This window comes from Cupriavidus sp. 01L415 (genome assembly GCF_056400065.1).
Genome location: NZ_JBFTSP010000005.1, coordinates 243,446 through 255,901 on the forward strand (window position 1 = coordinate 243,446; position 12,456 = coordinate 255,901).

At 65.4% G+C, this 12,456-nt stretch carries 14 protein-coding genes; 7 read left to right on the plus strand and 7 right to left on the minus strand.

What is annotated here, in order from left to right; translation table 11 throughout:
* Positions 1-70: 70 nt before the first annotated feature.
* Positions 71-988, plus strand: a complete 918-nt coding sequence (locus AC1DOX_RS12510; protein WP_092138527.1) for a LysR family transcriptional regulator — start codon at positions 71-73, stop codon at positions 986-988.
* A 358-nt stretch (positions 989-1,346) separates the two neighbouring features.
* On the opposite strand, the gene AC1DOX_RS12515 is transcribed toward AC1DOX_RS12510, so the two are convergent.
* Entirely contained in the window at positions 1,347-2,039 is a 693-nt protein-coding gene (locus AC1DOX_RS12515) for a GntR family transcriptional regulator (protein ID WP_441621065.1), read from the minus strand.
* Between the two features lie 51 nt (positions 2,040-2,090).
* Positions 2,091-3,494 carry a C4-dicarboxylate transporter DctA gene (locus AC1DOX_RS12520; protein WP_441621067.1) on the minus strand — a complete coding sequence of 468 codons (1,404 nt, stop codon included), beginning with the start codon at positions 3,492-3,494 and terminating at the stop codon, positions 2,091-2,093.
* Positions 3,495-3,902: 408 nt separating this feature from the next.
* On the opposite strand from AC1DOX_RS12520, the gene AC1DOX_RS12525 reads away from it, so the two are divergent.
* Together AC1DOX_RS12525 and AC1DOX_RS12530 are read left to right on the plus strand one after the other, a co-directional pair.
* Positions 3,903-5,159 carry an allantoate amidohydrolase gene (locus tag AC1DOX_RS12525; protein WP_092138530.1) on the plus strand — a complete coding sequence of 419 codons (1,257 nt, stop codon included), beginning with the start codon at positions 3,903-3,905 and terminating at the stop codon, positions 5,157-5,159.
* Between the two features lie 178 nt (positions 5,160-5,337).
* Positions 5,338-6,588, plus strand: coding sequence for a M20/M25/M40 family metallo-hydrolase (locus AC1DOX_RS12530; RefSeq protein WP_441621190.1), 1,251 nt, complete (start codon positions 5,338-5,340; stop codon positions 6,586-6,588).
* A 57-nt stretch (positions 6,589-6,645) separates the two neighbouring features.
* Here AC1DOX_RS12530 and AC1DOX_RS12535 read toward each other — a convergent pair whose 3' ends face one another.
* On the minus strand, positions 6,646-7,182 hold the full coding sequence (locus tag AC1DOX_RS12535; RefSeq protein ID WP_441621069.1) for a MarR family winged helix-turn-helix transcriptional regulator: 537 nt from the start codon (positions 7,180-7,182) through the stop codon (positions 6,646-6,648).
* Between the two features lie 91 nt (positions 7,183-7,273).
* On the opposite strand from AC1DOX_RS12535, the gene AC1DOX_RS12540 reads away from it, so the two are divergent.
* Positions 7,274-7,735 (plus strand): carboxymuconolactone decarboxylase family protein, encoded by a 462-nt coding sequence (locus tag AC1DOX_RS12540; protein ID WP_441621192.1) that lies wholly within the window; start codon positions 7,274-7,276, stop codon positions 7,733-7,735.
* Positions 7,732-8,181: a GNAT family N-acetyltransferase gene (locus AC1DOX_RS12545; RefSeq protein WP_441621071.1), complete on the plus strand. Its 450-nt coding sequence runs from the start codon at positions 7,732-7,734 to the stop codon at positions 8,179-8,181. The genes AC1DOX_RS12540 and AC1DOX_RS12545 overlap by 4 nt, the downstream gene beginning before the upstream one ends.
* 80 nt (positions 8,182-8,261) lie before the next feature.
* Here the strand turns inward: AC1DOX_RS12545 and AC1DOX_RS12550 are convergent, their stop codons facing one another.
* On the minus strand, positions 8,262-8,825 hold the full coding sequence (locus AC1DOX_RS12550) for a GNAT family N-acetyltransferase (RefSeq protein ID WP_441621073.1): 564 nt from the start codon (positions 8,823-8,825) through the stop codon (positions 8,262-8,264).
* Between the two features lie 162 nt (positions 8,826-8,987).
* Between AC1DOX_RS12550 and arsC the strand changes: the two genes are divergently transcribed.
* A complete protein-coding gene (gene arsC, locus AC1DOX_RS12555) occupies positions 8,988-9,347 on the plus strand; it encodes an arsenate reductase (glutaredoxin) (protein WP_092138535.1) in 360 nt (119 codons plus the stop codon).
* A gap of 117 nt (positions 9,348-9,464) precedes the next feature.
* On the opposite strand, the gene AC1DOX_RS12560 is transcribed toward arsC, so the two are convergent.
* From AC1DOX_RS12560 to AC1DOX_RS12570, 3 genes are all read right to left on the minus strand, one after another.
* Positions 9,465-9,695, minus strand: coding sequence for a hypothetical protein (locus AC1DOX_RS12560; RefSeq protein ID WP_092138536.1), 231 nt, complete (start codon positions 9,693-9,695; stop codon positions 9,465-9,467).
* Between the two features lie 202 nt (positions 9,696-9,897).
* Positions 9,898-10,584 carry a 3'-5' exonuclease family protein gene (locus AC1DOX_RS12565; protein WP_441621076.1) on the minus strand — a complete coding sequence of 229 codons (687 nt, stop codon included), beginning with the start codon at positions 10,582-10,584 and terminating at the stop codon, positions 9,898-9,900.
* A gap of 3 nt (positions 10,585-10,587) precedes the next feature.
* Complete coding sequence (locus AC1DOX_RS12570) at positions 10,588-11,238, minus strand: MBL fold metallo-hydrolase (protein WP_477112358.1); 651 nt, start codon at positions 11,236-11,238, stop codon at positions 10,588-10,590.
* 392 nt (positions 11,239-11,630) lie between these two features.
* Between AC1DOX_RS12570 and AC1DOX_RS12575 the strand changes: the two genes are divergently transcribed.
* Complete coding sequence (locus AC1DOX_RS12575; RefSeq protein WP_441621080.1) at positions 11,631-12,395, plus strand: septal ring lytic transglycosylase RlpA family protein; 765 nt, start codon at positions 11,631-11,633, stop codon at positions 12,393-12,395.
* Positions 12,396-12,456: the final 61 nt, after the last annotated feature.

Below are 12,456 nucleotides of genomic sequence, written 5' to 3' on the forward strand. Positions count from 1 at the left end.
CGGGGATGCCCATCGCGTCGCGGATGCCTCACAATGTGCCAGCAGGAGACAAATGGCTTAGCTGGCCCATATGGACAAACTCAAACAAATCGAAGCCTTTATCGCCGTGGTGGAACACGGCAGCATGGCCGCGGCGGCGCTGACGCAGAACGTCACGCCGGTCATGATCGGTCGCCGCATCAATGCGCTGGAAGCGCGCATCGGCGTGAAGCTGCTGCATCGCTCCACGCGCCGAATCGTGGTGACGGAGCAGGGCGCCGCGTTCATGGAGCAATGCAAGAAGGCGCTGTCCGACCTGGACCGCGCCGAGATGCTGATTGCCGAGGGCAAGCACAAGGCCACCGGCCACCTGATCGTGTCGGCGCCGGCGGCGTTCGGCCGCAAGCATGTGGCGCCGCATGCGCCGGCCTTCCTCAAGGCCAACCCGGAAGTGCAGATCTCGTTCAACCTCACCGATCGCGTGGTGGATCTGGTGCGCGAGGGTTACGACGTCGGCATTCGCATTGGCGGCGCGATCGATCCCAATTTCGTGGCCATCAAGCTGGCGACCAACAAGCGCGTCGTGTGCGGCACGCCGGCGTACTTCGCCAGGCACGGTGTCCCCCATACGCTCGAGGACCTGGAGCGCCACAACTGCCTGGCCTTCAACCTTCAGGGCGGCCAGCAGCGCGGGTGGTACTTCCAGCAGAACGGCAAGACGGTGACGGTGCGGGTGAACGGCAATCTGGATTGCAATGATGGCGAGCTGCTGCATCGGTGGACCGGCGAGAGCCTCGGACTGGGATGGCGGTCGACGTGGGAAATCCTGCCGCAGCTGGAAAGCGGGGAGCTGATTACGGTACTGGATGAGTATGCGCTGCCTGACTACGACATCCTGGCGGTGTACCCGCAGCAGCGGCCGGTGCCGGCCAAGATCCGCTTCTTCATCGAGCATCTGAAAGCGGCGTTCGCCAAGCCCGGTTACTGGACGGGCCGCAGCGAAGGTTGAATCGGTGGGGGGGTGAAGCCGGTTGAAGTCGGGGCCGAGGGGACGGCAGGCTGCGCGAGCGCATCGCAATGCGTGGAAGATGCGATGCGTAGGAGATGCGCAGGAGACGTGGGAGATGCGCGGGAGATGCACGAGGGAGGGGTGCGCGGCGTGTGCCACGACCCGCGTCGTACGAGACGATGCGCGATGCGCATCGCACAAAAGAAAAAGCCCGCAGCCATTGCGGTCTGCGGGCAGTCCTTCTTGCGAAGGACGGGGAGAGCCCATGAAGTGCGCCCCCGCAACTTCATGGCGAGAGGAATGATGCGCCCACCCCGTACCTCGCGTCCTTGATGCCGATCAAGCTGGCAGCAATCGCCTAAGCCAGCAACGCGGCCACCAGATCCTTGCCGCGCGCCGCGGCCGGAACTTCCTCAAAGTGCAACGCATTCTCGACATGCGCCAGGTGCTCCACCATCAGCGCGACAGCACGATCGGCGTCGCCGGCGCGCGCGGCCTCGATGAACTCCCGGTGTTCGTCGGATGAGCACGTGGCGTCGCGACGGCTCTGGTACAGCATCGTGATCACCGCACTGCGCATCGACAGCTCGCGCATGATCGCGGTCAGCACATGGTTGCCGACGACTTCTGCCAGCACGATGTGGAAGTCGCCGAGCAGCCGGGTGCGAATCTGCGCATCGTTGCCGGCAAGCGACTTGCGTTCCGCCGACAGGTGTTTGTCGATCCGCTTGTAGTCGGCCGCCGTGGCCTTGGCCACGAACTCGCGCGCCAGTGCCGCCTCCAGGATGCGCCGTACGGCGAAGACTTCCCGCGCCTCTTCGGCGCTTGGTTTGGCCACGAATGCGCCCTTGTCCGGCACGATCTGGATGACCTTGTCCTTGGAAAGCATCAGCAGCGCCGCGCGCACCTTGGTGCGGCTGACGCGGTAGACGCTCGCCAATGCCTCCTCGCGCAGCTTGGTGCCGGGTGGCAGCCGGTGCGAGACGATGGCCGCGACGATGTCTTCGGCAATCGCCTCGGCGGTCATATCTGGATCGATGTGCTCGGGCATGGTGTCGCGCGTCGCCTGACGGACCTGCGCGGTGAAGGGAATGACGAGATTCTAGCGCCCCGCCACGGTGCCAGGCAGCGCAGCCGCTACCGGGACTTCCCCACTGGCGTCCGTCATGGCCGCCAGGCCCTCGTCCAGATCGCCGGCGGAGATGGTGCCGTTGAGCACGCCGTGGGCCCGCTCGTGGTCAATGTCGCGCTCCCAGGCCGCCACGACCACCGTGGCCACGCAGTTGCCGATCAGGTTGCCCAGCGCACGGGCGATGCCGATGAACCAGTCCACCGACAGCACCAGCACCAGGCCGATGGCCGGGATGGCGGGGTGCGCCGACAGCGTCGCCGCCAGGATCACGATGGCCGAGCCCGGGATGCCGTGCGCACCCTTGGAGGTTACCAGCGCCACGGCCAGGATGCCCAGCAAGTCACCCAGCGCAAGCGGCGTATTGGTGGCTTGCGCGATGAACACGGCCGCCAGCGTCAGGTAGATCGAGAACGCGTCGAGGTTGAACGAGTAGCCGGTCGGGATCACCAGGCCCACCACGGATTTGCGGATGCCCATGAACTCGAGCTTCTTCATCACCTGCGGCAACACGCTGTCCGACGATGCCGTGCCCAGCACCACCAGCAGTTCGGCCTTGAGGTAGCGAATCAGCTTGATCACCGAGAACCCGCACAGCCGCATGATGCCGCCCAGCACACCCAGCACGAAGATCACCACCGCGCCATAGAACAGGATGACCAGGAAGCCGAGTTGCTTGAGCGAGCCGATGCCGTACTTGCCGACCGTGAATGCCACGGCACCCAGCACGCCCAGCGGCGCCAGTTTGATGATGAAGCCCATCATCTTGAACAGCGTGTGGGAAAACGTGTCGATCAGCCGCACGAGGGGCCGGCCGGGTTCACCCACCAGCGACAGCGCGCAGCCAAACAGCACGGAAATCAGGAGCACCTGCAGCACGTCGCCGCTGGCGAAGGCACCCATCACCGTGTTGGGAATCAGCTTGAGCAGGAAGTCCACCGTGCCCGCGCTCTTCACCTTGCCGGCGCTTTCCACGTAGGCGGCCATCGCCGAGGCGTCGAGCGACTGCGGGTTCACGTTCATGCCCGTGCCCGGCTGGAAGACGTACGCCAGGATGATGCCCAGCGCCAGCGCGATCGTCGTGACGATCTCGAAGTACACCACGGCCTTGATGCCTACACGGCCCACCTTCTTGAGTTCGCCGGCGCCGCAGATGCCGGCCACCACCACGCAGAACACGATCGGGCCGATCAGCATCTTGATCAGCTTGATAAAGGCGTCGCCCAGCGGCTTGAGCTTGGTGGCGAATTCGGGGAAGAGCAGGCCAACGACCGTGCCGAGCACCAGGGCGATCAGCACCTGGCCGAACAGGGAACGGGTGAAGCGGGTGTGCAGGCGTGCGCCGGCGGCGCGCTGCGGTTGAACTGCATGCTGCATCGTTGTCTCCGTGCCGGGCCAGTCCATGTCGAGCATGGCAGGCCCTGATCTGATTCAGGAATGCCAGCCGTCACATTGGGACGTGGAGCTGGCCTGACGCATCGTGCAGCGATCGGCCCGGGAGCCTTGCCGCGCGCGGAAAGCCCCCCTGTTGGGGCGGAATCCACGCAATCCACTTGTCGGGACTGGATTGTCCGCAGCGGATTGTCGGTGCGTGGAGGCCAATATAGTGCATATCATTTTTGTATGCAATTTTTGAATTCACTGTGCTAACATGAATCGCAGAGAATAGAGCTACGGCACCGGGCGCCAGCCCGGACTGGCGCCACCGCCAGGACCCCCGCGCCGGGCTATCGCCAGACCAGACACCAAAGGCACCAACGAGGCACCACCAGCAGGAGACACGCAATGGCAGCATCCCCGACGCCGTTCGCCGCTGAAGTCGGCACGCGCATCATGACCTGGGCCGATACCCTGGCCGTCCACACCGAGCAACCCGGCATGCTCACCCGCACGTACCTGACCGATGCGCACCACGGCGCCGCCGCACAGCTGGCCGCGTGGATGCAGGAGGCCGGCATGACCGTGCGCCGCGACGCCGCCGGCAATGTGATCGGCCGCTATGAAGGCACGTCGCCCGACGCGCCCGCGCTGCTGACCGGCTCCCACTTCGACACCGTGCGCGATGGCGGCCGCTATGACGGCAACCTCGGCGTGATCTTGCCGATTGCCTGCGTGGCGGAATGGAATCGCCAGGGCAAGCGCTTCCCGTTTGCCATCGAGGTCGTCGGGTTTGCCGAGGAAGAGGGCGTGCGCTTCAAGGCCACGCTGCTGGGTAGCCGGGCCATCGCCGGCACGTTCGACACCAGCGTGCTCGACAACGTCGACGAATCCGGCCAGACCATGCGCGACGTGATGCGTGCCGCCGGTTTCGACGCGGCGCAATTGCCTGCCGCCGCGCATGACCGCAAGCAGGTGCTGGCGTTTGTCGAAGTCCATATCGAGCAGGGCCCGGTGCTGCTGAACGAAGGCTTGCCGGTGGGCGTCGTGACCGCCATCTCCGGTGCCACGCGCTATATCGTCGAGCTGGAAGGGCTGGCCGGCCATGCCGGCACGGTGCCGATGGACATGCGGCGCGACGCCGCCATGGCCGGCGCCGAGATCGGCCTGTACATCGAGCGCCGCTGTGGCGGCAAGCCGGGCCTGGTCGGCACGGTCGGCCAGTTCAACGTGCCCAACGGCGCCACCAACGTGGTGCCGGGCCGCGCGGTGTTCTCGATCGACATCCGTGCCGGCGAAGACGCCGAGCGCCAGGCCGCCGTCAACGACGTGCTGGCCGAAATCGAACGCGTCGGCGCGCGCCGCAATGTTCGCGTGCAGGTCCGCAAGACGCACGAGGCCAACAGCGTGCCGTGCGCACCGTGGCTGCAATCGCAATGGGCCGAGGCCGTCGGCCGCCAGGGCGTGCCGGTGAGGCACCTGCCTTCCGGCGCGGGCCATGACGCCATGGCCATCTCCGCCATCGCCGATGTGGCCATGCTGTTCGTTCGCTGCGGTAACGGCGGCATCAGCCATCACCCCACTGAAATCATGACGTCGGAAGACGCCCAGACGGCCGCGCGCGTGTTCGCGGACTTTGTCGAGCATTTCCAGCGTCCCCACTGAGAGGTCGTTTCAAAAAGATCCTGGCGTCGTTGCGCGGCCTGGCCGTACCACTTCTACTGTCTGCGGCCGCGCGCCTAGCCAGGACCGCTTCGCTTCATTTTGAAACAACCTCCAAGTCAAGACGACGACCATCAAAGATTCCCGATATCCGAGAAAAGACATGACCGCACGAGACAACATGAACCCCATCGAGACCACGCTCACGCAGTACATCGACCAACAGCGCCCACAGCAGGAAGCGTTCCTGGCCGAGCTGGTCAAGGTGCCGTCGGATAACCCGTCCGGCGACTGTGAAGCCCACGGCAAGCGCGCCAAGGCGCTGCTGGAAGGCCTGGGCTTTACCGTCGAAGCCCACAAGGTGCCGGAAGACATGGTCAAGGCCGCGGGCATGATCAGCGCGACGAACCTGCTCGTGCGCAAGACGTTCGGCAGCGGCGGCCCGACCATCGCCATGAATGCCCACGGCGACGTGGTGCCGCCGGGCCTGGGCTGGACCAAGGATCCGTACGGCGGCGAGATCGCCGACAGCGAGCACGGCCCGGTCATGTATGGCCGCGGCGTGGCCGTGTCGAAGTCGGACTTCGCGACCTATGCCTACGCCGTGCTGGCGCTGATGAATGCCGAGAAGCAGGGCGCCAAACTGAATGGCACGGTGGAACTGCAATTCACCTACGACGAGGAAACCGGCGGCGACATCGGCCCGAAGTTCCTGCTCGACGAAGGCCTGACCAAGCCTGACTACGCGATCTCGGCCGGCTTCTCGTATGGCATCACGTCGGCGCACAACGGCTGCCTGCACGTGGAGGTGACGGTCAAGGGCAAGCAGGGGCACGCCGCCATGCCGCACACCGGCGTGGATGCGATCGAAGCCGCCACGCACATCCTGCAGGCCATTTATGGCCTGCGCGCCGAACTGGCCACGCGCAAGTCCAAGGTGCCGGGCATCGACACCGCCACGCTGAACGTCGGCCTGATCAAGGGTGGCATCAACACCAATGTGGTGCCGGACCTCGTCACGTTCCGCGTGGACCGCCGCATGATTCCTGAGGAAATCGGCTTCGACGCGGAAAGCGAAATCCGCGCCGTGGTGGAGCGCGCCGCCAAGGATCGTCCGGGTATCGAAGTGAAGGTGGAACGCATCATCCTGGCCGAGCCGCTGTCGGAACTGCCGGGCGTGGAAAAGCTGATCGGCGCGCTGAAGCAACGTGCGGAGGCCGTCTTCGGCGTGGAGATCCCGGTGCAGGGCGTGCCGCTCTACACGGACGCGCGCCACTACACCAGCCGCGGTATTCCCACGGTGCTGTACGGCGCGGGTCCGCGCACGCTGATGGAAGCGCGCGGCCATAACTCGGACGAGAACCTGCGCCTGAACGACCTGAACCGCGCGACCAAGGTGGTGGCGCTGGCCCTGTCGGACCTGATGGCCTGATGTTCTGATTCCCTTGTTGTGATTCCGGCCCGCGAGACGCCAGTCCGCGGGCCTTTTTCATTGGGTGCCGGCTTCGAGCGGCTCCGCCAGGCTGACCAGCCAGCGGCGGATGATCCCTTCCTCTTCCGGCGACAGGCCAGCGCGCAACTGCTGATCGACGGACTTCGCCCGGTCCTTGCACGCTGCCAGCATGGTTTGTCCAGCGTCAGTCAGCGCGATGGTCTGGATGCGGCCGTGAACCGGATGCGGCGTCCGGGAGATCGCGCCCATCTTCTCCAGGTTGTTCATGATCACGCTGACCGTCTGCGGTGTCAGCAGCGCCAGGCGCGCCACGTCGGCGCCCGAGATGCCCGGATAGGCGCCCAGCATCGTCAGCACGAAGAACTGCGGCAATGTGACACCGAGGTCGGCCAGTTGCCGTTCCATGCGCAGCCGGTTGGCGGCGCTGGCCTGCCTCAGCAGGTACGCCAGATAGCCGCCTTCACCGCGCTTGCCTTCGCCGGGGCGTGGGATGGGCGGGGCGCCGGATAGCGCTTCGGGGGCGGGGTGGGCGGCGGCAGCCTTTTTCCCCTTGGACGGCAGGGTCTTCGACATGTTGTCAGAGCTCTTACATTAATATTCGTGCTCTGACATGTTAACTCAACGTGTCGAGCCACGTAACCACCATGAGCAAGGAGCATTCATGATGGACTTTCAGGAATTCACGCATATCGCGCCCGATGTCTACGCGGCACTGGGCGGCGTCGGCAAGGCCGTGGACGCTTCCGGGTTGGACAAGGCGCTGACGGAGCTGGTGAAACTCCGCGTCTCGCAGATCAACGGCTGTGCGTTCTGCCTGCAATTCCACCTGAACATCGCGCGCAATCTCGACATCGATCCGCGCAAGTTCGACCTGCTGGCAGGCTGGCGCGACGCCGGCATCTTCAGCGAGCGCGAACAGGCGGCGCTCGGCTGGGCAGAAGCACTGACCTGCCTGGCCGATCCCGCCGCGCGCGATGCTGCGCTCGCTGCCGCCCGCGCAGCCTTCCAGCAAAGCGAGCTGGTCCACCTGGCCGCCACGATTGCCGGGATCAACGCCTGGAACCGGATCGCCGTTGGCCTCCACTTCCCGCCGCCGCCGGCTGCCGGTGCCAGAAACCAGGCATGAGCGCGAACGTCGGGCAGGTTCAGATTCGTCGCATCGACACGGGCGCCGAGGTCGCGGCATGCTTCCCTTTGATGCAACAACTGCGGCCCCACCTGGCGGACGCGGACGAGTTCGTGGCGCGCTGGCGCCGGCAGGCGGACGTCGGCTACCGGCTGGCTGGACTCTGGGATGATGGCCGGCTGATGGCGCTGGCTGGCTACCGGCTGCAGGACAACCTGGTTCACGGCCTGCATTTCTACGTCGATGACCTCGTGACGGATGCCCAGGCGCGCAGCGGTGGGTACGGCCACGCGCTGATGGACTGGCTCAAGGCGGAGGCGCGGGAGCTCAGTTGCCACAAGCTTGTGCTGGATACGCCGCTGACCAACGTGCTGGGGCACCGGTTCTACTATCGCAACGGCCTGCTGGCGGCCGCGCTGCGGTTCAACGTCGTGCTCGACCAATAGGTCGCTTCAGCATGACGTGACGCGGTCCTGGCCAGGGCGAAGCAGGGGTTTCGGATCGCGTCGGCGCCTGCGTTGGTGCTTCAGCTGGGAATCGTCTCGTTGCCGGCACCCAGTGGGCGTTGCATGAGCAGCGTGTCGATCCATTGGCCGTGCTTGAATCCGACGGACTCCAGGCGGCCCACGGTCCGGAAGCCCAGCCGCTCGTGCACGGCCACCGATCCGGCGCCTTCGCCGGTGGAGGTCAAGGCCACCACAGCCACCATCTGGCGCCACGGGCCGGTCTCGCAGCGGGCGATCAAGTCGGCCAGCAGCGCGCGGCCCAGGCCCTCGCCCGTGTGGCGGTGGTCAATGTAGATGGAGTCCTCGATCGCAAACCGGTAGGCGCTGCGCGCGCGGTAGGCCGATGCATAGGCGTAGCCCAGGATCTCACCGTCGCGTTCTGCCACGATATACGGCAGGCCCTTCTTGCGGACCTCGGCAAAGCGCAGGTGCATATCGTCCAGCGTCGGCGTGACTTCCTCGAACGAGGCGCGGCCGTGCTGCACGTGGTGGGAGTAGATGGCGTGGATCGCGGGCACATCGGCTGGGGTGGCGTCACGCAGCCGGAAGGATTTGCGGGTCAGGACCGCGGAAGATTCGGACACGATGAATCGGGCAGGGAAGGGTGGACCAGCCGATGGCCGGTGGCCACGGTTCAGAGGTAAAGCGGACAAGCACGATACATGCCCGCCACATCCGGTACCTTACCGTGCCAGCGCCGCCAGCGCTTGTATATAGTGCGGGATATTCAATTGGAGGACGCCGTCATGATCACGATCTACCACAACCCCCGTTGCTCGAAGTCTCGCGAAACGCTCGCGCTGGTCGAGTCCGCGGCACAGCGTCTGGGCGAACCGGTGGAGATCGTCGAATACCTGAAGCATCCGCCGTCACTGGCCACGCTGCGCCAGCTCCATACGATGCTGGGCGTGACGGTGCGCGAAATGATCCGGGACAACGAAGACGTCTACAAGGAACTGGACCTGGCCGACCCGGGCCTGACCGATGCGGAATTGCTCGCCGCCGTGGCCGACAACCCGATCCTGCTGCAGCGTCCCGTGGTGGTGCGCAATCGCCGTGCCGCCATCGGCCGGCCACCAGAGCACGTTCAGGCGCTGCTTGCCTGAGGAAGCGGAGAGCCCCGTTTTGGGGAGCCGTGGTTTCGAGGGCCCCAAATTGAACCGGCCTCCACCAAGGTGGAGGCCGGCCGGTCAGACAGGCGAATCGCTTCAGGCGAGTCGTCGTTATTGAACACCCAGCCAGTGCATGGCCTCCTGACCGAAAGAAATGCCAGCCAGCACGACCAGCAGAACGACGAGGGTTACCGTGCTCACGTAGAGCGTGGCCTTGGCGACTTCCGCGTCTTCCGAGGCGGAATGCGACCGGGAAATGACGGTGGTGCGCTCGTGCGTCCGGTGTGGCCAATGCAACCTGCCGGCCAGGTCCTTGACGTGGATTTCGGGATGGAATCGCATGGTCACACCTCCTTGCCTCTGGGACGGCGCGGGCGGCCGGGCAACTCCGTTTTCGACCGTCACATGGCGTGGCCGCACTAGCCCCGGAGCGGTCGGCCCCGGGTCGCCATGAGCACCCTTCTACTATAGGCAACCGGCGCGAAATGTGGCCTTGCTGTCGCGTCGTGTGTGGGCTGCCCCACCCGCAGGCAATCCGAGGAAGTCAGGTCGACCTGGCCCCTGCTTCGGCAGAGGACTCGGCAGAAAGTGAGGGATTGCTTGCCTCGGTGTCGGCCGCAGCCTTGGCTTCGATCTCAGCCATCGCGGTTTCTCGCGAACGCAGTTCTGCGAGCATGTTGCAAAACAGCGCCCCTTGCTCCATCGCGTCGTCGAGTGCCACGTGAGTATGTGGCAACGGGTCGTGCCAGTGTGCCGGGAACGCCGCCTTGACCGACTTGCGATACGGTCGGCCGGTGAGCGCGAAACCCATGGTCTTGATGTCCAGCGCGGCCCATCCGAAAGGCGAGCGGCCGGCAAAGCGCATCATGTACCAGAACACCCACGTGAAATCGAAACCCGCCGGGAACGCGACGAACACCGGCTTGCCAGGCAGGCGTTCCACCCACTCCACATAGCGCGGCATGACGTCCTCCGGGCGCTCCAGGTCGCGCCGGCAGGCGGCCCAGGCGTCGGGCTGGGTCTTCCACCACTGCATTTGCACCGGATGGCCGGTGGCGCCGGGCAGCGTTTCCAGGTTTGCGGAGAACGTGCCGACCACGGTCTTGTCGGCGAGCATGGCCGCGGAGGCAAACGACAGCATCGAATGCGGTCCCGGGATCGGGCCATCAGCCTCGACGTCGGTGCTGACGTAGATCTCGGGGCGGGAATCCGGCGCCTGCTTCTTCGCCATGCGTCAGGCCACCTCGATCAGATGGTCGGCTACGAAGGGATTGTTGCGGCGCTCCTCGCCGAACGTGGAAACCGGGCCGTGGCCGGGGACGAACGTCACTTCCTCCCCCAGCGGCCACAGGCGCGTCCGGATCGACCGGATCAGGTCCGCATGGTTGCCGCGCGGGAAGTCGGTGCGGCCGATCGAGCCGGCAAACAGCACATCGCCAACGATCGCGAGCTTGTTCTCCCGCGAGAAAAACACCACATGGCCGGGCGTGTGGCCGGGGCATTGGTAGACCTCCAGCGTCTCGTTGCCGAATGTCACCGTCTCGCCGTTTTCCAGCCAGCGATCGGGTTCGAAGGCTTCTGCCTGCCCGAATCCGAAGCGGCGAGTCTGCTCCGGGAGCTGGTCGATCCAGAAGCGCTCCTCCTGCTGCGGGCCCTCGATGGGGATGCCAAGCTGGCGCGAGAGTGCCGCCGCGCCCGCGCAGTGATCGACATGCCCGTGCGTGAGGAAGATCTTTTCCAGCGTGACGCCGTGCTCTTTCACCGCGGCCAGGATCCGGTCGAGGTCCCCGCCGGGGTCGCACACCGCCGCGCGGTTGGTGGCTTCGTCTATCAGCAGCGAACAGTTCTGCTGGAAGGGCGTCACGGGGATCACGAGGACTTTCATCGGGCGAATGCTTGAATGCTTGTGCTGTCTGGGCGGCCGGGATTGGCAACCGGCGCGGGGCCGGCTACCTGCTATCCGACCAGGCAAGGGATCGATTGGGCGCTGACAATGGCTTGAAAACCGGGTTCGAACACGGGTCAGATTGAGGCCCGGCGGGTGGGCCATTGTAGCCTCCGGCGAGTCCGTTCATCGATGCTCCGTCACCCGCTTTCTGGATGAGACAACTCTGAAAGTTGCGTATCGATTACGTGACTGACGCCCGGTAACAATCGGCGCAATCCCTTGTCTGGCGGTGGATTCCGGGGAATAGGCACCATCTTGGACACCGTTTGATTAAATTTCGTAACAAAATCAAGGTAATAGCAGCGAAAGGCCGGTGTTAGACTGCGGCCATGCCTAGCCTGCCAATCCTCCGTCCGGGGTTCGCGTCCGTGTTCCCCGCCGGCAATCGTTTTCTTCGTCAGTGCGCGATCATCGTATCGGCGCTGGTGATGGCCGCGTGCGCAACGCCGCCGGAAAGCGATTCGCAGAACGCATCCAATACCAACGGCGCCATCGCCACGAAGTCGGCGAAGTCCAGGGCGGACAAGTCCCGGGCCGATGACCGTGGCAACTGGGACCTGTTCAGCTGGGGCAAGGACGAGGGCGCTGCTTCGCAGCCGTCGCTCGACGGCCTGAGGGCGGACCTGGGCACCTTCGAGCAGCGTGGCATGGCGTCGTGGTACGGCAAGGCATTCCACGGCCGCAAGACCGCCAACGGCGAGCGCTTCGACATGCGCGCCATGACGGCCGCCCACCCATCGCTGCCGCTGGATAGCTGGGTGCTGGTGCGCAACCTGCGCAATAACAAGGTGGCCGTGGTGCGCATTAACGACCGCGGTCCCTATCACGGCAACCGTATCCTCGACTTGTCCTATGCCGCAGCCAGGCGGTTGAGCTTCGTCGATCACGGCGCGACCCAGGTCGAGATTCGCCGCCTGTCCCGCACCGAGGTGGCGGCGCTGGGGCCGCAGATCGAGGCTGGCGGCAATGAAGCCGGTGACGGCAGCGGTGCGGATGACCTGAGCCCACCCGATAGCGCCAACACGTTGGCCCCCGTCAAGTCCAAGGCTCGCGCGCGCACGGTCAAGCCAGCCGTCAAGCGCAAGGCCCGGTAAGCGGCCGGGTCCAGACGATGTGGACTGGCGCGAAGGACTTCCTCCCTGCTGCCAGTGCCCC